The organism is Streptomyces sp. NPDC004610 (genome assembly GCF_040609715.1).
In the GTDB taxonomy this organism is placed as follows: Bacteria; Actinomycetota; Actinomycetes; order Streptomycetales; family Streptomycetaceae; genus Streptomyces.
On the sequence record NZ_JBEXLA010000018.1, the window covers coordinates 126980 to 149597 of the forward strand.

At 72.3% G+C, this 22618-nt stretch carries 21 protein-coding genes; 11 read left to right on the forward strand and 10 right to left on the reverse strand.

Going from position 1 to position 22618, the window contains the following annotated elements:
- Positions 1–32 precede the first annotated feature (32 nt).
- Together ABZX40_RS21300 and ABZX40_RS21305 are read left to right on the forward strand one after the other, a co-directional pair.
- Entirely contained in the window at positions 33–830 is a 798-nt protein-coding gene (locus ABZX40_RS21300) for an SDR family oxidoreductase (RefSeq protein ID WP_355740205.1), read from the forward strand.
- A gap of 238 nt (positions 831–1068) precedes the next feature.
- Complete coding sequence (locus tag ABZX40_RS21305) at positions 1069–4038, forward strand: BTAD domain-containing putative transcriptional regulator (RefSeq protein WP_355740203.1); 2970 nt, start codon at positions 1069–1071, stop codon at positions 4036–4038.
- Positions 4039–4255: 217 nt separating this feature from the next.
- Here ABZX40_RS21305 and ABZX40_RS21310 read toward each other — a convergent pair whose 3' ends face one another.
- From ABZX40_RS21310 to ABZX40_RS21330, 5 genes are all read right to left on the reverse strand, one after another.
- Positions 4256–5866, reverse strand: a complete 1611-nt coding sequence (locus tag ABZX40_RS21310; RefSeq protein WP_355740202.1) for a Na+/H+ antiporter — start codon at positions 5864–5866, stop codon at positions 4256–4258.
- On the reverse strand, positions 5848–6414 hold the full coding sequence (locus ABZX40_RS21315) for a flavin reductase family protein (protein ID WP_355740201.1): 567 nt from the start codon (positions 6412–6414) through the stop codon (positions 5848–5850). Before ABZX40_RS21315 ends, ABZX40_RS21310 begins: the two co-directional genes overlap by 19 nt.
- Before the next feature lie 180 nt (positions 6415–6594).
- Complete coding sequence (locus tag ABZX40_RS21320; RefSeq protein WP_355740200.1) at positions 6595–7785, reverse strand: alpha/beta hydrolase; 1191 nt, start codon at positions 7783–7785, stop codon at positions 6595–6597.
- A gap of 113 nt (positions 7786–7898) precedes the next feature.
- Positions 7899–8462 carry a dihydrofolate reductase family protein gene (locus ABZX40_RS21325; RefSeq protein WP_355740198.1) on the reverse strand — a complete coding sequence of 188 codons (564 nt, stop codon included), beginning with the start codon at positions 8460–8462 and terminating at the stop codon, positions 7899–7901.
- 163 nt (positions 8463–8625) lie between these two features.
- Positions 8626–9210, reverse strand: a complete 585-nt coding sequence (locus tag ABZX40_RS21330; protein ID WP_355740196.1) for a TetR/AcrR family transcriptional regulator — start codon at positions 9208–9210, stop codon at positions 8626–8628.
- Positions 9211–9311: 101 nt separating this feature from the next.
- Here ABZX40_RS21330 and ABZX40_RS21335 point away from each other — a divergent pair, with 101 nt between their 5' ends.
- Together ABZX40_RS21335 and ABZX40_RS21340 are read left to right on the forward strand one after the other, a co-directional pair.
- Complete coding sequence (locus tag ABZX40_RS21335; protein WP_355740194.1) at positions 9312–10385, forward strand: alpha/beta hydrolase; 1074 nt, start codon at positions 9312–9314, stop codon at positions 10383–10385.
- The gene (locus ABZX40_RS21340; RefSeq protein ID WP_355740192.1) at positions 10382–11335 is read left to right on the forward strand and encodes a cyclase family protein; all 954 of its coding nucleotides are present in this window, start codon (positions 10382–10384) and stop codon (positions 11333–11335) included. Before ABZX40_RS21335 ends, ABZX40_RS21340 begins: the two co-directional genes overlap by 4 nt.
- Before the next feature lie 40 nt (positions 11336–11375).
- On the opposite strand, the gene ABZX40_RS21345 is transcribed toward ABZX40_RS21340, so the two are convergent.
- Positions 11376–12974, reverse strand: a complete 1599-nt coding sequence (locus ABZX40_RS21345) for an aldehyde dehydrogenase family protein (protein ID WP_355740190.1) — start codon at positions 12972–12974, stop codon at positions 11376–11378.
- A gap of 240 nt (positions 12975–13214) precedes the next feature.
- Here ABZX40_RS21345 and ABZX40_RS21350 point away from each other — a divergent pair, with 240 nt between their 5' ends.
- The 5 genes from ABZX40_RS21350 (at position 13215) to ABZX40_RS21370 (ending at position 18484) form a co-directional block, all read left to right on the forward strand.
- Complete coding sequence (locus ABZX40_RS21350) at positions 13215–13835, forward strand: TetR family transcriptional regulator (protein ID WP_355740188.1); 621 nt, start codon at positions 13215–13217, stop codon at positions 13833–13835.
- A 22-nt stretch (positions 13836–13857) separates the two neighbouring features.
- Complete coding sequence (locus ABZX40_RS21355; RefSeq protein WP_355740186.1) at positions 13858–15273, forward strand: LysR family transcriptional regulator; 1416 nt, start codon at positions 13858–13860, stop codon at positions 15271–15273.
- A gap of 229 nt (positions 15274–15502) precedes the next feature.
- Complete coding sequence (locus ABZX40_RS21360) at positions 15503–16516, forward strand: amidohydrolase family protein (RefSeq protein ID WP_355740184.1); 1014 nt, start codon at positions 15503–15505, stop codon at positions 16514–16516.
- Positions 16513–17433, forward strand: coding sequence for a fumarylacetoacetate hydrolase family protein (locus tag ABZX40_RS21365; RefSeq protein WP_355740182.1), 921 nt, complete (start codon positions 16513–16515; stop codon positions 17431–17433). The genes ABZX40_RS21360 and ABZX40_RS21365 overlap by 4 nt, the downstream gene beginning before the upstream one ends.
- Positions 17434–17497: 64 nt before the next feature.
- Entirely contained in the window at positions 17498–18484 is a 987-nt protein-coding gene (locus ABZX40_RS21370; protein ID WP_355740180.1) for an MBL fold metallo-hydrolase, read from the forward strand.
- Here the strand turns inward: ABZX40_RS21370 and ABZX40_RS21375 are convergent.
- Complete coding sequence (locus tag ABZX40_RS21375) at positions 18463–18642, reverse strand: hypothetical protein (protein ID WP_355740178.1); 180 nt, start codon at positions 18640–18642, stop codon at positions 18463–18465. The two genes, ABZX40_RS21370 and ABZX40_RS21375, sit on opposite strands and share 22 nt — an antisense overlap.
- Before the next feature lie 5 nt (positions 18643–18647).
- Entirely contained in the window at positions 18648–19268 is a 621-nt protein-coding gene (locus ABZX40_RS21380; RefSeq protein ID WP_355740176.1) for a TetR/AcrR family transcriptional regulator, read from the reverse strand.
- A 79-nt stretch (positions 19269–19347) separates the two neighbouring features.
- Between ABZX40_RS21380 and ABZX40_RS21385 the strand changes: the two genes are divergently transcribed.
- A complete protein-coding gene (locus tag ABZX40_RS21385) occupies positions 19348–20277 on the forward strand; it encodes an oxidoreductase (RefSeq protein ID WP_355740174.1) in 930 nt (309 codons plus the stop codon).
- Between the two features lie 20 nt (positions 20278–20297).
- Here ABZX40_RS21385 and ABZX40_RS21390 read toward each other — a convergent pair whose 3' ends face one another.
- Both ABZX40_RS21390 and ABZX40_RS21395 read right to left on the reverse strand, forming a co-directional pair.
- Positions 20298–21134 (reverse strand): arylamine N-acetyltransferase, encoded by an 837-nt coding sequence (locus ABZX40_RS21390; protein ID WP_355740172.1) that lies wholly within the window; start codon positions 21132–21134, stop codon positions 20298–20300.
- 7 nt (positions 21135–21141) lie between these two features.
- Positions 21142–21768 carry an isochorismatase family protein gene (locus ABZX40_RS21395; protein WP_355740170.1) on the reverse strand — a complete coding sequence of 209 codons (627 nt, stop codon included), beginning with the start codon at positions 21766–21768 and terminating at the stop codon, positions 21142–21144.
- Positions 21769–22006: 238 nt separating this feature from the next.
- Between ABZX40_RS21395 and ABZX40_RS21400 the strand changes: the two genes are divergently transcribed.
- A complete protein-coding gene (locus ABZX40_RS21400; protein WP_355740393.1) occupies positions 22007–22471 on the forward strand; it encodes a MarR family transcriptional regulator in 465 nt (154 codons plus the stop codon).
- Positions 22472–22618 lie beyond the last annotated feature (147 nt).

Sequence of the window (22618 nt, forward strand, 5' to 3'; positions counted from 1 at the left end):
TGACATCCACGTCAAGGTTTAGCTTAACCGCCATGGCAACGAGTCACAGCACCCAGCAACGTTCGACCATTGACCCGAAGACCCTGGCAGGCAGGAAGGCCGTCGTCTCCGGCGGCACCGTCGGCATCGGCCGGGCCATCGTCCAGGCCCTCACCGACCGCGGCGCCGAAGTGATGTACACCGGGCGCAGCGACCAGCGACTCGCCGAGGCCCAGGCGGCACTCGACACCCCGTTGGCCCATCCGGTGCGCTCGGACGTCACCGACGCGCGCGCTCTCGCGGCCCTGCACGATCAAGTCGCCGACCGCCTCGGCGGCATCGACCATCTGTTCATCAACCAGGGCATCGCCGAGTTCCAGACGCTCGAAGAGGTCACCGAGGAGTCGTGGGACCGCATCTTCGACGTCAACGCCAAGGGCGCCTTCTTCACGGTCCAGCGACTGGCGCCGCTGCTGTCCGAGGGCGGTTCCATCGTGTTCACCACCGTCTCCAACGACCAGATCTTCCCCGGCCTCAGCGCCTACTCGGGGGCGAAGGAGGCCGTGGCCGCCTTCGCGAAGGTGCTCGCCGCCGAACTGCTCCCCCGTGGGATCCGTGTGAACGCGGTCGCCCCGGGCTTCATCCTCACCCCCACCATGGGCGTCGCCGAACTGACCGCCGAGCAGCGGGCCGAGTTCATCGAACAGGGCAACGCCTCCACTCCGATGGGCCGGGGAGGCACCGTGGAAGAGGTCGCCGCCGCCGCGCTGTACCTGGCCACCGAGGCCACGTTCACCACCGGACTGGAACTGCCCGTGGACGGGGGGTTCGGCCAGGGCCTCGGCACGTGACAGCCTCCGCCGGATAACAGCACGCTCCTGCGGCCGGCTGGCCCGACCCCGGCCGACCCGGCTGTCCCGACCCGGCCGACCCGACTGGCCCGGCAGGCCCGACTGGCCGCAGGAGCGCCTCCACCGCGCTCGCCGATCCCCCTCCCCTCTCCTCCCCACCCCCAACTCCCCTACCATCCCCACCCCTTATCGTTGACGTGACAACATTCAAGGGTCGGCGAGCGCGGCGAGGCTCAACATGGTGGACGCGGGGGAACCGAGGGAAGCGGACGAAGCGGGAGCCCCGGGTATCCGGTTCTCGCTGCTCGGGCGGCTCCGAGCGCACCGGGGAGCCGAGGAGATCGAACTCGGGGCCCCGCAACAGCAATCCGTGGCGGCGTCCCTGCTGCTCGCCGACGGCCGGTCGCTGAGCATGAGCGACCTCGTCGACGCGGTCTGGGAACGCCCCCCGAACGCACCGGCCTCGGTGATCCGCACCTACGTCTGGCGGCTGCGCCGCGCGCTGGAGCCCGAGCACCCCCGGTCCCGGCCGTGGCAGGTGCTGCGCTCGGTCGCGGGCGGCGGCTATCAGCTGCACCTCGACGACGACAGCGTGGACTGGCGGGTCTTCCGGCACCGGCTCGGTCGGGCCCGCGCCGCGCACACCGGTGGCGATCCGGTGGCGGCACGGCGGCTGTACGACGCCTGCCTCGCCCTGTGGCGGGACGAGCCGCTGGACGGCGTGCCCGGCCCTCTGGCGGACAGGGAACGCCCCGTCATGCGGAGCCGGCACCTCGACGCCCTCGAAGCGCGCCTGGAACTCCTGGTCGCCGAAGGGCACTTCGCCGAGGCAGCCGCCGACGCCACCACCCTGGTGGAGCGGCACCCGCTGCGTGAGGGACTGCGTCAGCTGCTGATGCGGGCCCTGTACGGGGCCGGGCGGCAGGCGGAGGCGCTGGCCGTCTACCGCGACGCGCACCGCCTGCTGGACACGGAGCTGGGTGTCGTCCCCGGTCCCGGGCTCCAGTCCCTGCACGCGGAGATCCTCCGAGCCGGCCGGCCGGCGTCGAACGAGGTCGGTGGCCCGCATCGCAGGACGCCGGTGCCGCGTCAGATCCCGCACGCCATCGCCGACTTCACCGGCCGCGACCACGAGGTCCGGCGCATCCGGGACGCGCTGCCGGGGCGCCCGTCGGAGGCCAGGGAGGCCATGCCGGTCGTCCTCATCACCGGCATGGGCGGCATCGGCAAGACGTCCCTGGTCATGCACAGCGTGCAGCCGGTGCTGTCCGCCTACCCGGACGGCCAGTTGTACGCGGATCTGCGCGGCGCCGACGGCAGCCCGGCCGAGCCCGGCGCCGTGCTCGCCTCGTTCCTGCGGGCCCTCGGCGAGGCCGACGCGTTCCTCCCACAGGATCTCGGCGAGCGCGCGGCCCTGCTGCGCAGTCTGCTGGCCCAGCGGCGCACGCTGGTCGTTCTGGACAACGCCGCCGACATGGGCCAGGTGCTGCCGCTGCTGCCGGGCTCGCCGTCGTGCGGGGTCGTCATCACCAGCCGCGACGGTCTGGCGCCGCTGCCGGTCAGTCTGCGGCTGAGCCTGGGCGCGCTGTCCTCGGAGGAGGCGCTGCGGCTCTTCACCAGGCTGGTGGGCGGCGGGCGGCTCGCCGCCGAAGCCGGTGTCGCCCGGCGGATCCTGGCCGCCTGCGGGGGGTTGCCCCTGGCCGTGCGCATCATCGGCTCCCGGCTGGCGGCGCGTCCCGACTGGAGCCTGGCGCAGCTCGCCGAGCGGCTCTCCGACGCACAGCACCGGCTGTCCGAACTGAGTGTGGACGCCGTCGCGGTGGAGTCGAGTTTCGCCCTGGGCTACACCCAGCTCGACGCGTTGGGGCGTCGCGCGTTCCGGTTGCTCGCCGTGCCCGCGCAGAGCGGTTTCGCCACCGCCATGGCGGCGTCCGCGCTGGACGCGCCGGAGGAGGAGGTGCGCGGCACGCTGGAACGGCTGGTGAACGCGGGTCTGCTGGAGTCCCCGGCCTGGGACCGCTACCGCTACCACGATCTGGTGCTGCTGTTCGCGCAGCGGCTGGCCGCCGACACCGACGCACCGGCGGACCGGCATGCCGTTCTGGGCCGGCTGCTGGAACTGCATCTGCGCACCGCCGCCGATGCCTACCGTGTCCTGCGCCCCGGGCACACCCTGCCCGCGACGGTGGCGCCGCCCGTGCCCCGGGCCGGTTCTCGCCGTACGGACGAGAGTGCCGTACTGGCCTGGGCGTCCTCGACGCTGGGCGACATCCTGCGGCTGGTGACCCAGACCGCGCGGACGCACACCGACCGGGCGGCCACCCTGCTGCTCATGCTCGACGCCGTTCTGATGAACGCGCACCGCTGGCACGAAGTGGTGCCCGTGGCCACGGCGGTCACCGAGGCCGCCGCGGCCACGGGCCATGCGGGGGCCGAGGCCAGGGCCCGCTACATGCTCGCCGGGGCGCTCACCCAGGTCGGCCGCCCGGACGAGGCGGGCGAGCACATCGAACGGGCCCTGGAACTGGCCGAGCGGGTGGGCGACGACGATGTCCACGCCCTGGCGCTCAACGTCCTCGGGGTGATCGCCGGCTGGTCGGATCCCGCCGCCGCGGTCGGCCATCTGCGCCGGGCCGCCGATCTGGCGCACCGGCGCGGCAACTCCTCGCTGGAGGCCCTCGCCCTGAGCAATCTCGTCCAGACGAGACTCCGCATGGGGGTCGTCGACGCACAGACGGTCACCGCGTCCCGGCGGCAGCTGGAGCTGCATCACGCGAACGGCGACCGCTACGGCGAGGCGTACGGCCTGTACCGCCATGGCCAGGTCCTGCTGGCCCAGGACAGACCGTACGAGGCGATCGACGCGCATCTGCGCACGCTGGCGCTGCTGGACGACGGCGAGCAGGACTTCGTCCGGGCGGGCGCCCATATCCGTCTGTCCGAGACCTATCTGCACCTCGGCGAGACCGAACGCGCCCTCGACCACGCCGAGCGGGGCCTCGCCCTCAGCCTCCAGGTCCGCCACGGGCAACTCGCGGGCCTCGCCCGCTGCGCGCTGGGTGACGTCCTGTCCGCCATGGACCGCGAGGAGCAGGCGCGACTCCACTGGCAGCGGGCCGAAACCGATCTGCGGGACCTGGGCTACGCCACCGAGGCCGCACGGGTCACCACCCGACTCACGGACAGCGGCGCCCCGCCACGACCCTGACCCGACCTCAGCCACGCCACCAAAGCCACACGCGTCGCCACCCGACTCACGGACAGCGACGCCCCGCCACAACTCTGACCCGACCTGGCCCACGCCACCGAACCCACACGCATCACCACCCGACTCACGGACACCGCGGCCCCGCCACACCCCCGACCCGACCTCAGCCACGCCACCAAACCCACGGACACCGCAGCCCCGGCCCACCCCCGACCGGTCAGCCGGACGGCGGGCGCCCGGACACCCTGACGTCGAGCCGTTGCTCCTCGGTGTCCAGGTGCCGCTGCACCCGGCGCAGCACGGTGTCGTCGATGTGCGCCCGGTTGCGCAGATCGTAGAGCGCGGCCCGTTTGACCTCCAGGAGTTCGGATTCGAGCGCGAGGGCGGCGCTGATCCGCTGCTCCCGGCGTGCCGCCTCCTCAGGGTTCTCCTCGCCCGCCGGAGTGGCCTGTCCGGTCAGGTCCTTGGTGAGGCGGGCGGTGATCGCGTCGGGGGTGCGAAGCCGCTCGGCCAGGGCCGGAAGCTCGGCGAGCGCGGCGTCGGCCAGGTGCCGCACGGCGAGTTCCTCCTCCGCCGCCTCGTCGGCGTCGTCCGTGAAGCGCGCGCGGCGCACGACCGCCGGGAGGGCCGGGCCGAGGACGGCGAGGGTGACGGTGATGACGACCACGGTGATGAAGACGACCGCGTCGCGCTGTGCGAGGGGCTGTCCGTCGGCCGTCGTCGCGGGGATGGTGAGCGCGGCGGCCAGGGAGATCGCCCCGCGCATCCCGGCCCATGCCAGGGGCAGCCGCTGGCGGGCTCCGATGCGCCGCCCGCGTTGCCGGGGACGGCGGTCCACGAGGCGGATCAGATAGGGGATGGTGTAGAACCAGGCGGCACGGACGCCGATGACCGTCGCGCTGACCGCGGCGGCGATCAGGACCGCCTGGAGCGGGGAGACGGAGACCAGCGCGCGAACGGCGGCGGGGGTCTGCATACCGACCAGCACGAACAGGGCCCCGTTGAGCAGGAACGCGGTGACCTCCCAGAAGGCGGTGGCCTCCAGACGGGCGTCGGAGCGGATGATCCTCGGGCCCGCGCGGCCGGTGACCAGCGCGCAGGTGACCACGGCCAGGACGCCCGAGACGTGCAGGGCCTCGGCGGGCAGGAAGGCGATGAACGGGGTGGCGACGCTCAGCCCGCTGTGCAGGATGCGGTCCTTCAGATGCCGCCGCACCAGGATCAGCACCATGGCGGTCGCCGCGCCGATGAGCGCGCCGCCCGCGTAGGACTCCACGAAGCGCAGTGCGGTGCCGGACCAGGAGAACGGCTCGCCGGTGGTCAGGAACTCCAGGCTGACGGCGAGCAGGACCAGCGCCGTGCCGTCGTTGAGGAGGCTCTCGGTGCGCAGCAGGGTCACGATGCGGCGTGGCATGGCTCTGGCCACCGCGGCGACGGCCGCCACGTCGGTGGGCGCGAGGACCGCACCGAGCACGAAGGCGATGGGCCACGCGTAGCCGAGGGCGTGCGCGACGGCGGCCACGGCGAGCGCGGTCACCAGGACGAGGCCGGTGGACTGGAGGGCGATCGAGCGGAAGTTCGTTCTGATCTCGCGCAGTGATGTGGTCAGGGTCTCCCAGTACAGGAGGGCCGGGAGGAAGAGCAGAAGCACCACGTCGGGGGGCAGTTCGACCTGGTCGAAGCGGGGGGTGAGGCCGATGAGGACTCCTCCGCCCAGCAGCATCAGCGGCTCGCTCCAGTGCAGGCGGCGGGCCAGCCAGGTCATCAGCAGGACGGCCGCGAGGACCACGGTGATGAGGGCGAGGGCGGTCACAGCAGGTACTGCCACTTCGTCATGCGGTCCTTGAGGTCGACGGTCTCGCCGTCCAGCGTGAAGGTGCCGTCGCCCTGGTGGTGCATCATGCGGGGGCGCGGCCGGGACGGGTCGACCCAGGCCCGTACCGGTTCGAGGACGAAGAGGTGGTAGGCGTCCACCAGGGTGGTGTCGGCGACCCGGCACTCGATGTTCGCGAAGCACTCCGCGATCAGCGGCGCCCGGACCTGCCGGGCGGCCATGGCGGTCAGTCCGAACTCCTCGAACTTGTCCACGTCCGCGCCCGAGCGGTTCCCGATGTCGACGGTGGTGGCGGCGAGTTCACTGCCCGGGAGGGAGATGACGCACTCCCCCGTGTCGCGCAGCGCGGTGTAGCTGTGGTCCCAGGGGCCGATGGTGCAGCCGATGAGGGGCGGGGCATGACGGATCATCATGTTGAACCCGTTGGTCATCACATTCGGGACACCGTGGTGTCGCGTGGTCACCAGGATCACCGGGCCGGGCTCGATCAGCCGGTGGACCTGGTCCAGGGGGTGTTCTCGCAGATCGTTGACGGTGGGCATCGTCGGCCTCCTGAGCGCATGGGTCCGCCGAGGAGGAGTGGCGGTTCCCGTATGTTTCCGGGAACCGCCCTCGGCGTTTCTGTGCCTTCAGTCTGGCCAGGGGCCCGGGGGCCTACCAGGCAGGGTTTTTCCTGGGTGTGCGACGGCCAGGATGTCTGCTCGGGGCCTCGCCCGCGCGCCTCACGGGTTGTGGAACTTCGCCTCGGGGTGGGCGGCGGTCGGTCCCGACAGCACGGGCTGCGGGGTGCCCCGCAGATGCTGGTCGAAGAACGCGGCGACATAGGTGCGGGTGACGACGACCGCCCGGTCGGCGGGGAGCGGGGGCTGCGGCAGCCCGAAGTGCCGGGCGATCACGGGCCAGTCGGAGAAGGTGAAGTGCTCCGCGCCGGCGACGGTGATCCAGCGCTTCCAGCCGTCCAGGGTGGGCCACATCCGGTCCCAGGTGGTGTCGATGCCTCCCGGGCGGTGGACGTCGTCGTCGGTGCCGAGCATCATGAACGGCCGTCCGCGAAGTCCCTCGGCGGGCAGGTCCTCCCAGAAGGCGCCGTCCATGTTGATGCCCGCGTCCACCCGGCGGTCGCCCGCCATCGTCGTGGCTGCGCTCGCCCCGCCGATGGAGTGGCCCGCCATGCCGACCCGCCGGCGGTCGATGATGCCCGCGTGCCGCCAGACCGGGCGGTCACCGGTCAGCCGGTCCAGGACGTACGAGACGTCCTCGGCGCGGGTCGCGGTCACCACGGCGGCCTTCGTCACGTCCGTCTCCAGCGCCTCGCAGGCGACACAGGTCAGTGTCCGGCCGCCGGGGACGGAGATGCCGAAGGACTCGTAGGCGTGGTCGAGGGAGGCGACGACATAGCCCCGGCTCGCGAGGTCTTCGGCGAGGCTGGTCAGGGTGAAGCGGGAGGCGCTGAAGCCCGGGGAGAGGACGACGAGGGGGAACTTCCCCTTCGCAGGCCGGGCACCCACCCGGCCATGGGTCCGCGTGGCGCTCAGCCGGTCGCCGGGCACCAGCGCGTCGATGCCCTGGCCCTTCGCCAGCAGTTCGGCCTCCTCGACCGTGGAGTAGCGCGCGGTGGGGCCGTCGCCCGGCCGGGCCGCCGGGTAGTGCAGGGTGAGCATCAACTCCCGGCCGTCGGCGGTCGGCACCCAGGGGTCGGTGCGGGACCGGTCGGTGAGATGCGTCGTCGTCCGGCCGACCGGGTGCGGGCCCGTGGGGCGCGGCAGGTGCAGGGTCTCGGCGGGCACGGTCGCGGCCACCGGGGACGCGGCGGCCGGTCCGGGCGCGGTGGTGGCCGTGGCCACTCCGGCGAACGGCAGGGCGAGGGCGACACTGAGTGCGGCGGCGGTGACCGTCCGGGTGATTTCTGGCATGGGGGAACGCTAGGGGAGCCGCTGCGCGAGTGCGTCAGACCTCAGCGGTATGTCCGGTACGACTGTGGGTGGGCCGGGGTCCGGCCCACCGCCGCACCGATCGGCCGCCGGCCCTAACTCCGCACCCGGTAGCGGAGATAGACCACTCTGGAGCTGATGGTGCGGGTCTCGACGAGTTCGAGATCCACCCGGCGTTCCTGCCGCGGCAGGAGCGGAATGCCGCCGCCCACCATCACCGGGTAGATCCTGACCCGGTACTCGTCGATCAGGCCCAGCTCGGACGCCTCGGCGGCGAGTGCCGCGCCGCCGATCGCGATGGTGCCCTCCCCCGGCTCGGCCTTCAACCGCGCGATCTCCTCGGCCAGTCCGCCGGAGGCCAGCCGGGCCCTGCCCTGCACCTCCGTCAGCGTGGTGGAGAACACCACCTTCGGGAGCCCGGTCCAGAGCGCGGTCCACTCACGCTGCGCCTCGTCGAGCGACGGATCCTGGTCGGCGGTCTCCCAGTACAGCATCGCCTCGTACAGGCGTCGCCCCAGCAGGTGGACGCCGACTCCGCGGGTCTCCTCGATCCAGGTGCGGAAGACCTCGTCGCCGGGCTCGGACCAGTCGAAGCCGCCGTCCGGCCCGACGATGTAGCCGTCCAGTGAGGCACTCATCGAGTAGGTCACCTTGCGCATCACAGGCCCTCCTGCCTAGGTAGCGGGTCCGACCCTAAGGCCACCGGCCCCCGTAGTCACCGGGTGCCACGCCCGCCCGCCGGTAGCGGCTGCCCCGGGTCAAGGCCGGGCCGGGGCCCTGCGGGTGGAGAGCGGCACCGGCTCCCGCACCGGGGCCCTCGGGTCAGCGGGTGAGGCCGTCCAGGAGGAGGTCCACGAGCGTGCTGCTGAGGTCGGTGTCGAGGGGGCGGCGGGTGAGCAGGACCCGGAAGTGCAGGGGTGCGATCAGGGTTTCGAGGACGAGGGCGGGGTCCGTGCCGTGGGGGAGCTCGCCGCGGGTGACGGCCCGGTCGATCATGACGCGGGCCAGTTCGAACCGTGAGGTCCAGAACTCCTCGCGGCTCTCGACCAGGTCCGGTGCGTCGGCGGCGGCGGCCATGGCGCGGACGAGGGCCTTGCCGAACGGGCTGTCCAGATAGGCGGCCAGCGAGTCGGCGAAGGCGATGAGGTCCTCGCGCAGGGTGCCGGTGTCCGGGATGTGGAGCTGTTCCTCGCTGTAGGCCAGGAGCGCGTCGACGACGAGGTGCTCGCGGGTGCCCCAGCGCCGGTAGACCGACGTTTCATGGACGCCCGCCCGGCGGGCGATCTCGGGGATGCCGACGGCGTCGGGACCGTGCTCGGCCACGGCCTCCAGGGTCGCGTCCAGGACGGCCCGGCGGACCCGCGCCGACCGGCCGCCGGTCCTGCGGCGGACTTGCTCTTCGCTCACCCCCGCATGCTATCGCAGGATACTTGCGTTACCGGACGCCACGGCGCTACCTTCAGCTTTAACGCAGCATCCCTGCGTTAACACTCTGCGGAGGAGGCGTCATGTCGTACCAGTGGCCGCTCGCGGCCAAGGATCTGTTCGGGGAGCGGTACGCGCAGATGGTCGGCGCCGGACTCCCGGTCCCGGACGTGGACGCGGTGCGCGCCGCGGTCACCGACATGTGGGCGGACGCGCCCGGCGGGTGGGTGCACGAGTGGTCGGCGCTCGCGGCACGCTACGCCGGGGCCGGATCACATGGACTCGCGGCGCTCGCCTACGGCTGGGCCCGGTTCCCCACCCTGGCCGACGGGGCCAAGCGGACCGCGCTGGCCCACCAGACCGAGCAGTACCTCCTCGCGGCGCCCGGATTCGAGGTGGCGTTCCGCAGGGATGTCCTGGACCTGCCCTACCGGGGCGGGGTCACCCGGGTGCCGGTGCATGTCCTCACCCCGCCCGGCGCCACGGAGAACGGCCCGGTGCTGCTGGTCAGCGGCGGGGTCGACAGCTGGAAGATGGATCTGCACGGCCTCCTGGTGACGCTCTGCTCGCACACCGGCCTGCCCGCCGTCGCCTTCGACATCCCCGGCACCGGCGACTCCGAGGTCCCGATGAGCCCGGACGGCGCGGAGATCGTCCGCGGCCTGATCGGTCACGCCCGGACCCTGGGCAACGGCGTCGTCGTGCAAGTGGGCATCTCCATGGGCGGCCACTACTCCGCCCGCTCCGGTCTCGCCGGTGAGGCCGACGCGGCGGTGGTGCTGGGCGGCCCCGTCGAGGGCGCGTTCGCCCAGGGCCGTCTCGCCCGGTTCGGGATGGACGGCATCGTCGGCAACGCCCTGGGCTTCGACCGGCGGCCCGGCAACGAGGACCTGTTCGCGGCGCTGGCGGCGTTCTCCCTGAGGCCCCTGCTGGACCAGGACCGCCAGGCACCGATGCTCGTCGTCAACGGCGCCGACGACGTCCATGTCCCGCAGGACGACACCCTGGTGTTCGAGGGCCGCCGCGCCACCGAGGTCCATCTGCTGCCCGGCACCGGGCACTGCGCCGTCACCAAGCTCCCCGAAGTCCTCGGCATCATCGCCGAGTGGCTCCCCCGCACCCTGACAGCCCTCCCCCTCGCGGCGGCACCGAAGTGAGCGGCATACAGATCCTCGACGACTACATAGCCGCGTACAGCCGGTGGGGACGGTGGGGGCCCGACGACCAGTTGGGGGCCATGAACCTGGTCGGGCCCGACGAGGTCCGCGCCGCCGCCGCGCTGGTCCGCGACGGCACCGTCATCTCCCTGACCCTGCCCTACGACCAGGCGGGACCGCAGCCGGGCGGGATGCGGTCCAACCCGCACCTGGTGACCACCGCGACCGGCACCGACCATCTGTCCGGGGCCCAGGAAGCGTTCCTGAGCGCGTTCGGCCCGGCGGGCGGGTTCGGATACTCCGACGACATGGTCGTCATGGGCACCCAGTGCGGCACCCAGTGGGACGCGCTGAGCCATATCTTCCACCGGGGCAGGATGTGGAACGGCTACAGCGCCGCCGAGCACTCCTCGTACGGCGCCGCCCGCAACGGCATCCAGCACTGGGCCGACCGGCTGGTGATGCGGGCCGTGCTGGTCGATCTGCCCGCCCACCACGGCGTGCGGAGCCTGGAGCCGGGCCATGCGATCACCACCGGCGAGCTGGAGGACGCCCTCGCCCGGCAGGGCAGCACCGTGGGCCGCGGCGACGCCCTCCTGATACGGACCGGGCAGCTGACCGTACGGCGCGGCCGGTGGGGCGACTACGCCGGCGGCCCCGCTCCCGGCCTGTCCCTGCACACCGTGCCCTGGCTGTACGAACGGGAGATCGCCGCCCTCGCCAGCGACACCTGGGGCGTGGAGGTCCGGCCCAACGAGATCGAGGCGTTCCAGCCGCTGCACCTGGTCGCCCTCGTCCATATGGGCCTGGCCTTCGGCGAGATGTTCGACCTCGACGCCCTCGCCGCCGCCTGCGCGCGGGACGGCCGGTACGCGTTCATGCTCGCCGCCCCGCCCCTGCCCCTCACGGGAGCGGTCGGCTCGCCGGTCGGGGCGGTGGCGATCAGATGACGGCCGAGGACCAGGGGGAGTTCGTCAGGTCCCTCCCGCCTCACCCCAGCACATCGGCCACGGCGCTCCACCGGGGGATCGGCCTCGTCCCGGACGGCAGCCGGACCGTCTTGCTGTAGCTGAACTCCCGCAGTGTCTCGGCGGCGTGCTCCCGCCCGTAGCCGCTGTGCTTCGTGCCGCCGAACGGGGTGCCCATCATGGCGCGGTTGTAGTTGTTGACGAACACGACACCGGCCTCGATCGCCCGGCCGACGCGCAGCGCCCGGCCGCTGTCGGCGGTGTAGACGCTCGCGACGAGTCCGAAGTCGGTGCCGTTGGCGATCTCGACCGCCTCGGCCTCGTCGTCGAAGGGGATCACACAGACCACCGGTCCGAAGATCTCCTCCTTCGCGACCCTCATGTCCGGCCGCACGCCGGTGAGGAGGGTCGGCGGCACATAGAACCCGCCCTTCAGATCGGGGTCCGTGGGCAGCGGGGCCTGCGCGGCGATCTCGGCGCCTTCCTCGACACCGATACGGAGGTACTCCAGGACGCGCTGCTGCTGGGCCCGGGTGACCAGGGGCCCCACATGCGTGGCCTCGTCCAGACCCCGGCCGACCCGGAGCCCGGCGACGGCCCGGCCGAGGCGGTGGACGACCTCGTCATGGACGGAGCGGTGCACCAGCAGCCGGGAGGCGGCCGTGCAGGCTTCCCCCTGATTGAAGTAACCGCCTTCGACGGCCCCGGCGACGGCCGCGTCGAGGTCGGCGTCCTCGAAGATCACCAGGGGGTTCTTGCCGCCCAGTTCCATCAGGGTGGGGGTGAGATGGGTGGCGGCGGTCCTGAGGACGGCGGAGCCGGTGGTGGGGGCGCCGGTGAAGGACAGCTTGCGCACCAGGGGGTGGCCCGCGAGCGCCGCCCCCACCGACCCCTTGCCGGGGACGACATGGACGACATCGTCGGGCAGGACGGACTGGATGATCCCGGCCAGCCGCATCACGGTCAGCGGGGCCTGCTCCGGCGGCTTCAGCACGACGGCGTTCCCGGCGGCGAGGGCCGGAGCGGTCTTGCCCGCGGTGTGGATCGGCGGCCAGTTGAAGGGGATGATCCCGCCGATCACACCGAAGGGCTGGAGCGAGGTGACATCCAGGGCGTAGCCGGAGTCCCGTACGGAACCGGGCAGATCATGGGTGAGCCCGGCGAAGAGTTCGAAGCACGCGACACAGGCCTCCAGGTCGAAGAGGGCCTGACTGTAGGGCTTGCCGTTCTCCCGGGACTCCAGCTCCGCGAGTTCCCCGGCCCGGGAACGGATCTTTCCGGCGACCTCCAGGAGCAGTCGGCCGCGCTCGACAGGGGTGCGGCGGCTCCAGGAGAGAAAGCCCTGGTGGGCAGCGCGTACGGCCCCGTCGACCTCGGCGTCACCGGCGCCCTGCACCACGGCGAGCCTGCGGCCGGTGGCCGGGTCGTCGACGGTGAACCGGTCCTCCGCGCGGTCGGATGACCAGCGGGTGGTACGCACTTCGTCGTGGTCCGGATGCCGGTCGGGACGCTGGTCCGGATGCTGATCCGGTCGCTGATCAGGTCGCTGGTCCGGATTGCGGCTCGGATTGCGGCTCGGATCCCGGTCGGCTTCTTCTCGGTGCCCGTTCTTGTCGTTCATGGTCTCTCCTGGTCGTCGGCTGAGCTGTGGCCGGTCGTCGGCTGGTCTTCAGATGGAGGGGAGGGCAGAGGGCAGAGGGCGGAGATGAGAAGGGGAGGGGGAGGGCGTGGGAGCTGAAGCGGAGGGGGCGGATCGCTCGCCACTCCGAAAATCCAACACTCATGTTGGCTTTGCTCCGGGACCGACTGTACGCCTCCGCATCTCCAACTGCAACGCTGGTGTTGGAGTAGGCTGTGGGGCATGGCTTGGGATGTCGAAGGAACGAAGCGCCGTATCCATGAGGCGGCCGTGACCGAGTTCGCGCGGTCCGGGCCCTCCGGCACGACCATCGACCGGATCGCCAAGCGCGCGGGCGTCAACCGCGAGCGCGTCTACAACTACTTCGGCGACAAGGAGGCGCTCTTCACGACGGTCATCCGCAGTGAGCTGGACCGCCTCGCCGCCGATGTGCCGCTCCAGCGGGTGACCGGCCCGGAGGACCTCGCGCGGTTCGCCGGCCAGGCCTTCGACTACCAGCAGGACCATCCGGACGTCGCCCGTCTGGTGCTGTGGGAAGGGCTCGCCGACACCGGCAGTGTGCCGGAGGAGACGGACCGCACCGCGCTCTACACGGGGAAGACCCGGGCGGTCGGGGCGGCGCAGCAGGCCGGTCTGATCGACGACTCCCTCGCACCGGCCCATCTGGTCTTCCTGCTCATCGCCCTGACCGGTCACTGGTCCGCCGTTCCGCAGATCGCGCGCATGCTGTCCGCCGAGGAGTCGGGCGGGCTCGACGGGCGTGACCGCCGTCGCGAGGCGGTGGTCGGGGCCGCACGGCAGCTCGCCGCGCCGCGCGCTCCGGGCCCGGCCGCGCGGGAGTGAGCGGGGAGAGGAGGACGGGGCGGTGGAACTGCGCAGCCTCAATCTCAATCTGCTGATCCATCTGGACGCCCTGCTGTCGCACCGCAGTGTCTCCGGGGCGGCCGGGGAACTGGCGGTGAGCCAGCCCTCCATGTCCGCGGCGCTGGCCCGGCTGCGCCGGCACTTCGGCGACGAACTGCTCTCCCGCCGGGGCAGCCGCTACGAACTGACCGCGCTGGCCGAGGATCTACGGCCCGCGGTGGCCGCCGCCATCGCCGGTCTCGAAGGGGTCTTCGTACCGCGCCGCGGCTTCGCGCCCGGCGCCTCCCGGCGGGAGTTCCGGCTGCTGGCCAGCGACTTCTGGCTGGAGGTCATGGGCCCGGCGCTCAGTAGGCTGGTGAGCGAGGCGGCGCCGCTCGCCTCCGTGCGGTTCGAACTGCCCCGCCGCTGGGAACCGGACGACCCGCTGGAGTGCCTGCGGAACGTGGACGGGATGCTGGCCCCCCACGGAGTGCTGGACGGGCCCCCGCACCTCGATCTGCTGCGCACCGAGTGGCGTTGCATCGCCGACCGGGACAACCCGGTGATCGGTGACGACCCCGATCCGGGGGTGCTGGCGGCCCTGCCCTGGGTGGTGTACGCCGACCGGTCCTGCGCGGCGGCGGACCTCGGCATGTCGATCGTGATGCGGCAGCTGCGGTTCGCCGGGATCACCCCACGCGTCGCGGCGACGGTCGCGACCTTCTCGGCGGTACCGGCCTTCGTCGCGGGCACGGACCGGGTCGCCCTCGTCCACCGCTCCCTCGCCGAACACGCCCGGCGACGCCACGGCCTGCGCGTCTTCGCGCCCCCGTTCCCGGTCGGCGAGGTCGTCCAGGCCTTCTGGTGGCATCCCCACCTCGCCCATGACCGGGCGCACCGGTGGCTGCGGGATCTGCTGCGCCGGGCTGCCGCCCAGGTCGCGGCCGAGGTCCCCGGTTTCGATGTCGCCGAGCCCGGCCGGGCCGACGGGTCGGCGGGGCGGACGCCGGGCCCGGCCGAGCCGACGGGTCGGCGGGTCGGCGGGTCGGCGGCGCCGCTGAGCGGCCGTCGTCCCTCCGGGCACCACGGGGGCGGTAGCCGAGCCGGGACGCCGACGGCGGGGGCGCCTGGGGCGGACGCTGGTCGGCCGGGGTCTGCGTCCGCGTTATGTCCCTGGCCCTGGCACCGGGGCGCGACAGACGAGCCAGGACGCCATCGACCCCGCGCAGCACGCACCGGGCACCGGTCATGCCGGGGCCTCCGTCCGCGATGCCCCCACCCTCGTCACACCGGGGCACTTGCGCCAGGCACCGGCTGTGACGGGGCGTCAGCCCTTCACCTCCGCCCTGTCTCCGAGGCATACGTCTCCGTACCTGGGCCTCAACCCCTCATCTCCGCCCCCGCCTCCGAAACGAACGCCTCCGTACCTGGGCCTTAACCCCTCATCTCCGCCCCGTCTCCGAAGCAAAACGCCTCCGTACCGAGGCCACACCCCCTCATCTCCACCCCGCCTCCGAAAGAAACGCCCGGCCACCCACCCTCCCCCTCCCATACCCCCTCCCATAGCCCCGCCCTATACCCCCCATCGGCAGATTCGTCTTCCGTCGTCCTCCTCCCGTGATCGACGGTGGTGAGGCGACAGGACAGCGACGGAAGGAGGCCACGTCATGACATCCCTCACCGTGACGGACGTACACGCGCACGCCCTGGTGCCGAGCGTGGAGGACCTGGTGGACGGCAATCCCCTCAAGCAGCGGGAACAGGAGGAGCAGGCCCGGCTGATGGGCGCGGACTCGCTCCGGGTCACCCTCCACATGGCCCAGGACGCGCACCGGGCCCTGACAGACCTCGACACCAGGCTCAAGGCCATGGACGCGGCGTCGGTCGACGCACAGCTCGTCTCCCCCAGCCCCTCCCAGTACTACTACTGGGCCGGGCCCGCGCTCGCCCGGGAGATCTTCACGGCCACCCATGAGGGCGTCGCGGCGCTGTGCGCGCGGGCGGGCGACCGGCTGACCGGGCTCGGTGTCGTCCCCCTGCAACACCCCGCGCTCGCCGTCGAGGCGCTGGAGCACGCGGTCCTCACCTGTGGACTCAAGGGCATCGAGATCTCCTCCTTCGCATCGCTCGGCGAGGGACACGTCGACCTGTCCCACCCCGCGCTCGAACCGCTGTGGGCCCGTGCCGAGGAACTCGGCGCGCTGGTGTTCCTGCACCCGCTGGGCTGCACGGTCGAGGACCGGCTCGACAACTGGTACCTCTACAACGTGATCGGCCAGCCGCTGGAGCACGCCATCGCCCTCAGCCATCTGATCTTCTCCGGGGTCCTCGACCGCCATCCCCGGCTGAGGATCCTGGCCGCCCACGGCGGTGGCTATCTGCCGGTCTACCTGGGCCGCACGGAGCACGCCTGGCGGGCCCGGCCCGAGGCCCGGACCTGCGAACGCCCGCCGGGCGAGTACCTCAGGGAGATCTACTTCGACTCGCTCGTCTACACCCCGTACGCGCTGCGGCACCTGGTGGCCACCGTCGGGGCCGGTCAGATCCTGCTCGGCTCCGACTACCCCTTCGACATGGGTGTCACCGATCCGCGGGCCCGGCTGACCGCCGCCGGGCTCTCCCCGCACGAGCGGGACAGCGTGGCCGGGGGCAACGCCGCACGGCTGGGGCTGATCCCGTGAAGTGGGCGACGTACCGGTGGAACGGCGGCACGCGGACCGGTGTGCTGAGGGGCCGTGAGCTGTACGCCCTGGACACCGCCCTCGGCATCCAGGAGCTGATCGGTCTGGGCCCGGAGGTGCTCGCCGAGGCGGCCCGCGAGGCCCACCGCAGGGGACGGGCCACCGGCCTCGACGAGGTCACCCTGCTCCCTGCCGTACCCCGTCCAGGATCGGTCCGCGACGGCGCCTGCTTCCTGGACCATGTACGGGGCTGTCTGCGCGCCATCGGCAACCCGGGCGAACTGCCCGAGGTGTGGCGGCAGGTCCCGGCGTTCTACTTCGCCAACCCCGCCACCCTCTTCGGCGGACACGACGACGTACCGGTGTCGCCCGGCGCGCGATGGTTCGACTTCGAGGCGGAGATCGGGGTCGTCATCGGCCGCCCCGGCCGCGATCTGTCCCCCGAGCGGGCCATGGACCATGTCGCCGGTTACACCCTCTTCTGCGACTGGACCGCGCGTGATCTGCAACTCCGGGACATCGCCCAGGGCATCGGGCAGGCCAAGGGCAAGGACGGTGCCCTCACCCTCGGCCCCCACCTGGTCACCCCCGACGAAGTCGACCCGGCCGCCCTCGGACTGACCGCCCTCGTCAACGGCACCCAGATCGCCCATGGCTCCACCGCCGCCATGGACTGGTCCTTCGCCGAACTCATTTCCTACATCTCACGCGGCACCCCGCTGCGCCCCGGCGATGTCATCGGCTCGGGCACCATCCCCGGCGGCTGTCTGCTCGAACACATCGACACCACGCCCGCCGCGTACGAGGGCTGGCTGACTCCGGGCGACACCGTGACCCTGCGCAGTGAGCAACTGGGCACCGTCGAGAACCGTGTCGTCGCGGGCCCGCCCCTCCATCCTCTGCGGTCCGGCCACTGACACCCCCTCCCCCCTCCCCCCAGTCGACTCACCGACTCGTCGCACCCTCACGGAAGGCTCCCCGATGCCCGCCTACACCAAGGGCCTGCACACCCTGGCCGACGGAGTGTCCGCCTGGCTCCTCCCCGACGGCTCCTGGGGGTGGAGCAACGCCGGTTTCATCGCCGGGGACGGCGAGGGAATGCTCGTCGACACCCTCTTCGATCTCGCCCTCACCCGCGAGCTGCTCGACGGCCTGGAGCCGCTGACCGGCTCGGCGCCGATCAGGCATCTGGTCAACACCCATGCCAACGGCGACCACTGCTTCGGCAACCAACTGGTCCCGCCGGACGCGCACATCTACGCGGGCCCCCACTTCAACGAGGAACTCCACGAGTTCGAGCCGACCGTCTACGGCGAACTGGCTGCGGCGCAGACCGACCCCACGGTCGCCGCCTATCTCCACGAGGCGTTCGGGCCGTTCGACCACTCCGGTATCCGGTTCCGGGACGCGACGGTCACCGTCACGGACCGGCTCACCGTGGATGTCGCCGGGCGCGGCGTCGAACTCCACCATCTCGGCCCGGCGCACACCCGCGGCGATGTGATCGCCTGGGTGCCGGACAGCCAGGTGCTCTTCGCGGGGGACCTGCTGTTCATCGGGGGAGCGCCCGTCATGTGGGCGGGTCCGGCCCGGTCGTGGAGCGCCGCCTGCGACCGGATGATCGCCCTGGAGCCGGAGACCGTCGTCCCCGGGCACGGCCCGGTGACCGATGTCTCCGGCATCCGGGAGGTGCGTGACTACCTGGACTTCATCGGCCGGTACGCGGCCGAGAGCCACGCCGCCGGGCTGCCCTGGCCGGAGGCCGCCCGCCGTATCGACCTGGGCCCGTTCGCCTCCCTCGGCGACAGCGAGCGCGTCGTCGCCAACCTGTACTGCGAGTACCGCCATCTGGACCCGGCCACGCCCGCGCTACCGCTCGGCGAGCTGATCGCCGAGATGGCGAGGTGGCGCACGCGGGGCCGGGCGGCGGCGACGCACGGTGGCGGTCAGGGTCGTCGGGGGCGCTGACCGGTTCGGGCCGCGGTCAGCGCCGTCAGCGCCGTCAGCGCCGTCAGCGCCGTCAGCGCCGTCAGCGCCGTCAGCGCGGCGAACGCCGGGACGGGGCCCACGACCGGGGCCGATCCGGCGAGGCGGGGCACGGCGCGGCGGGGCGCGGCGAACGACAACGGCGTCAGTCCGGCGCCGAGCCCCGCAGGATGAACGCGATGGCCTCCTCCAGCCCCCGTTCCGCCGCCTCCGGGGGGATCATGCCGGTCGCGGCCAGGTCGGCGAAGCCGTGCAGGGTCGCGAAGACCGGGACGCCGATCCACTCCAAGGGCCCCTCGCGCACCTCGCCCTGGCGCTGCCCCTCCCGCATCAGGGCCTCGATCAGTTCGGACCAGCGTCGGCCGGCCTCCAGCAGGGCCGCCGACGCCTGGGCGTCCTTCTTGACCGAGCACATCAGGTCGAGCAGCGCCGCGTTGTCCAGGCTGAATCCGACATAGGCGCGGACCATCGCCTCCAGCTTCTCGCGGCACGACTCCCCCGCGCTTCTCTGCGACGCCAGCATGGTCGCGGTCATCCGCTCGTAGCCGCCGAGTGCGAGGGCGTCGAGCAGCGCCTCCTTGTCCTTGAAGTGGCGGCTGGGCGCGTTGTGGCTGACGCCGAGGTCGCGGGCGAGTTCGCGCAGCGACAGGGCGGCGGATCCCTTGTCCCTCAGGGTCTCCTCGGCGCGGGCCAGCAGGGCGGCGCGCAGGTCGCCGTGGTGGTAGGGGCGGGAGCGGGTCTGCATGGCGGTCAGTGTATCGGCCATGTGCACAACGTCCACATTGTTGATCACGTCCACATTGTTGCCATTGACAACAATGTAGGCATCGCCCACACTCGGAGGTATGACTTCTGCACCCCACGCCACTCCCGGCCCGTGGAACACCACCGACATCCCCGACCAGAGCGGTCGCACCGCCGTCGTCACCGGCGGCAACAGCGGTATCGGCCTCGCCACCGCCCGCGCGCTCGCCGCCGCGGGCGCCCATGTGGTGCTCGCGGTACGGGATCCCGACCGCGGCGAGGCCGCCGCCCTGGGCGTCGACGGCAGTGTGGAAGTGCGCCGCCTCGATCTGGCCGACCTCGCCTCCGTGCGTGAGTTCGCCGCCGGCTGGCGGGGCACCCTCGACCTGCTCATCAACAACGCCGGGGTGATGAACACCCCGGAGTCCCGGACCAAGGACGGCTTCGAGACCCAGCTCGGCACCAATCACCTGGGCCACTTCGCCCTGACCAATCTGCTGCTGCCGTATCTCACCGACCGGGTGGTGACGGTGTCCTCCGAGGCGCACAAGAAGCCGGGTGCTCCGCGGATCCGCTTCGACAATCTGGGCCTCGCCGGGGAGTACCGGCCGCGGACGGCGTACAGCCAGTCCAAGCTGGCCAATCTGCTGTTCACCCTGGAACTCCAGCGCCGCCTCGCCGCCGCCCACTCACCCGTGCGGGCCCTGGCCGCGCACCCCGGCTGGGCCGCCACGAACATCCAGCGCCACGACGGCGGCGCGCTGAGCCGTGCCGTCCTGCGGATCGTCGCCCAGGACAGCGCGGCCGGTGCCCTGCCGACCCTGTACGCCGCTGTCCAGGACCTCCCCGGCGCCAGCTATGTCGGCCCGGACGGCCGCGGCGAGGTACGCGGCCATCCGACCCTCGTCGGCCGTTCCGCCGCGGCCAGCGACCCGGTGGTGGCCCGGCGCCTGTGGGCGGTCTCGGAGGAGCTGACCGGCGTCACCTTCCCGCAGCCGCAGCCGCAGCCCGCCCCGCTCGCCGGAGCCTGACACCGCCCCGCGAGCGGGACCTACCGCCACCGCCGCGGAACGTCGATCCCCATCTCCTCCACCAGCACCTTCGCGATGTCCTCCTCCCCCACCTCCCGGGTCCACGCGGTCCCGTCCGCGTCGGTCACGGTCAACTCCGTGCCCATCAGCGACCGGTGCACCCCGGGGCCGGTCCGGGTGACATGCAGCCGCTTGCGGAACGGCGAGCGGGGATAGGTGGCGACGAACCAGTTGGCGACACCGCAGTCCGGCCGTTCCACGGGCTCCGTGGTCAGTACGTACTGGGATGTCCAGCCGTCGGACCCCCACGCCTGGAGCGTCCAGGTGTCCGGCCCGTCCACGCCCGGGTCGCGCAGCAGCCGGTGACGGCGGCCGTCGGTGAGCTGCTCGGCGTCCGGGGTGAACGGCACGGGCTCGATGAGCGCGCCCGCGCTGCCGAAGCCGCAGTCCGCGAGATACGGCACCGGCAGACCGGGCACCTCGACGCGCAGGGCGAGATGGGTGCGGGGCCGGGTGGCGGGATCACCGGTACCGATCGCCACCCGGCCCATGATCAGGCGCACGGTGAGACCGATGGCCCGCAGGGCGGCGGTGAGCAGCAGGTTCTGTTCGTAGCAGTAGCCGCCGCGGCCACCCGCCACGATCTTCTCGTGCAGATCGGCCAGATCGAGGGAGGGCACGATCCCGTGCACGGGATCGAGGTTCTCGAAGGGGATGGACATCACCTGGGCCCGGTGCACCGCCCGCAGGGTGGGGAGGTCGGCGGCCACCGGGCCGGTGTGTCCGATGCGGTCGAGGTAAGCGCCGAGGTGGAAACCCTCGGCGTCACCCCCGACCGCCGGACGGGGGTCGCTCATCGCCGGGTCACGACCGGTGCGCGGCGGAGATCTGGCCGACCAGCACGGCGAACGGCATGTCGAGCGCGGCGTACACCGCGCCCGACTCGGGGGCGGCATTGTCCCCGAGCGCCTCGACGATGAGGGTGGCGTAGTCGCTGAGGATGACGCCCGCCTGCTGCATCCGCGCCAGCCCGGCCTCCCGCTTGGTCGCGCTGAAGGTGCCGGAGGCGTCCACGGCCACATAGGCGTCATAGCCCGCGGCGGTCGCGGCGTACGCGGGCAGCGCCGCGCAGACCTCCAGGGACACCCCGGCGAAGATCAGCTTCTGGCGGCCGGTGGCCTCGATGGCCTCGCGGACCCGGTCGTCGTGCCAGGCGTTGACCGAGCTGCGGTCGATGATCTTCTGCCCGGCGGGGAGCGCCTCGACCAGTTCGGGGGCGGTGGGTCCCCACATGCTGTCGGCGGCGGTGGTGGTCACCACCAGCGGGATGTCCAGCGCGGTCGCGGCCCGCGCCAGCGCCGCCACATTGTGCTTCAGCTCGCCCACCGGGATGTCCCGGACGCCCGAGAGCAGGCCGACCTGGTGGTCGACCAGGACCACGGCCGCGTTCTCGCGGGTGACCGGCTCCAGGTACTTGCTGCGCTCGCTCATGTTCTTCTCCTCGGATGCTCAAAACAGGGTGCGGTCATGCGGTCATTCAGGCTTAGTCACCAATCTTGATAGTCAGTTTTGGTGACGACTTCGAACTTAGGTGACCATCGAACGGAATGCAAGCCGGAGTTGTAGCGGTGCGGGCCAGGGACCGTCCGGACGGCTAAACTCGCCGGTCGGACCGCCTTGGACACACCGGCGGGAGGCAGGACGGAAGCGGGAAGGAAGGCGTGTGCGCATGACCGGGGACCGGCAGACCGAACCGGGACCGGATCTGGGCGTGCTCGCCGCCCGGGTCCTGTTCTCCGTCCAGCGCGAACTGTTCGCCACCCTCGCCGAGCGCGGTTTCGACGACATCCTGCCGCGCTCCGGGGTCGTCCTGGCGTATCTGCGGCCCGAGGGCATCCGGGCCAGCGAACTGGCCCGGCTCTCCGGCCAGCACAAGCAGGTCGTCGGCACCCTCGTCGACGACCTGGAACGCCTCGGCTATGTCGAACGCGCCCCCGACCCCGCCGACCGCCGCGCCAAGCTGGTCCGCCCCACCGAACGCGGTCTGCTCCAGATGGAGACGGCCACGGCCATCATGCGCGCGATCGAGGAACGGCACGCGAAGGCCCTGGGCGAGGAGGCGTACGCCGCCTTCAAGCAGACGCTCGGGCAGGTGGCGAAGGCCCAGAGCGCGGCGGCGAAACGGCCGGTGTGAACGGCCGATCCGGAGAGCGGGTCCGGAGAACGGGTTCGAGTGGCCGGTCCGGAGAACGGGTCGGAACGGCCGGTCCGGAGAGCGGGTCGGAATGGCCGGTCCGAGGGGACCGGTCCGCGCGGCCGGTCCGAGGAACTCGTCCGCGTG

Coding starts and splice junctions, on each gene's coding strand:
- ABZX40_RS21390 (WP_355740172.1), bottom strand. CDS start 21,134: ATGAGCGACCCCCGTCCGGCGGTCGGGGGTGACGCCGAGGGTTTCCAC.
- ABZX40_RS21325 (WP_355740198.1), bottom strand. CDS start 8,462: ATGCGCAAGGTGACCTACTCGATGAGTGCCTCACTGGACGGCTACATC.
- ABZX40_RS21345 (WP_355740190.1), bottom strand. CDS start 12,974: ATGAACGACAAGAACGGGCACCGAGAAGAAGCCGACCGGGATCCGAGC.
- ABZX40_RS21360 (WP_355740184.1), top strand. CDS start 15,503: ATGACATCCCTCACCGTGACGGACGTACACGCGCACGCCCTGGTGCCG.
- ABZX40_RS21305 (WP_355740203.1), top strand. CDS start 1,069: ATGGTGGACGCGGGGGAACCGAGGGAAGCGGACGAAGCGGGAGCCCCG.
- ABZX40_RS21380 (WP_355740176.1), bottom strand. CDS start 19,268: ATGGCCGATACACTGACCGCCATGCAGACCCGCTCCCGCCCCTACCAC.
- ABZX40_RS21385 (WP_355740174.1), top strand. CDS start 19,348: ATGACTTCTGCACCCCACGCCACTCCCGGCCCGTGGAACACCACCGAC.
- ABZX40_RS21370 (WP_355740180.1), top strand. CDS start 17,498: ATGCCCGCCTACACCAAGGGCCTGCACACCCTGGCCGACGGAGTGTCC.
- ABZX40_RS21395 (WP_355740170.1), bottom strand. CDS start 21,768: ATGAGCGAGCGCAGCAAGTACCTGGAGCCGGTCACCCGCGAGAACGCG.
- ABZX40_RS21400 (WP_355740393.1), top strand. CDS start 22,007: ATGACCGGGGACCGGCAGACCGAACCGGGACCGGATCTGGGCGTGCTC.
- ABZX40_RS21350 (WP_355740188.1), top strand. CDS start 13,215: ATGGCTTGGGATGTCGAAGGAACGAAGCGCCGTATCCATGAGGCGGCC.
- ABZX40_RS21300 (WP_355740205.1), top strand. CDS start 33: ATGGCAACGAGTCACAGCACCCAGCAACGTTCGACCATTGACCCGAAG.
- ABZX40_RS21320 (WP_355740200.1), bottom strand. CDS start 7,785: ATGCCAGAAATCACCCGGACGGTCACCGCCGCCGCACTCAGTGTCGCC.
- ABZX40_RS21335 (WP_355740194.1), top strand. CDS start 9,312: ATGTCGTACCAGTGGCCGCTCGCGGCCAAGGATCTGTTCGGGGAGCGG.
- ABZX40_RS21315 (WP_355740201.1), bottom strand. CDS start 6,414: ATGCCCACCGTCAACGATCTGCGAGAACACCCCCTGGACCAGGTCCAC.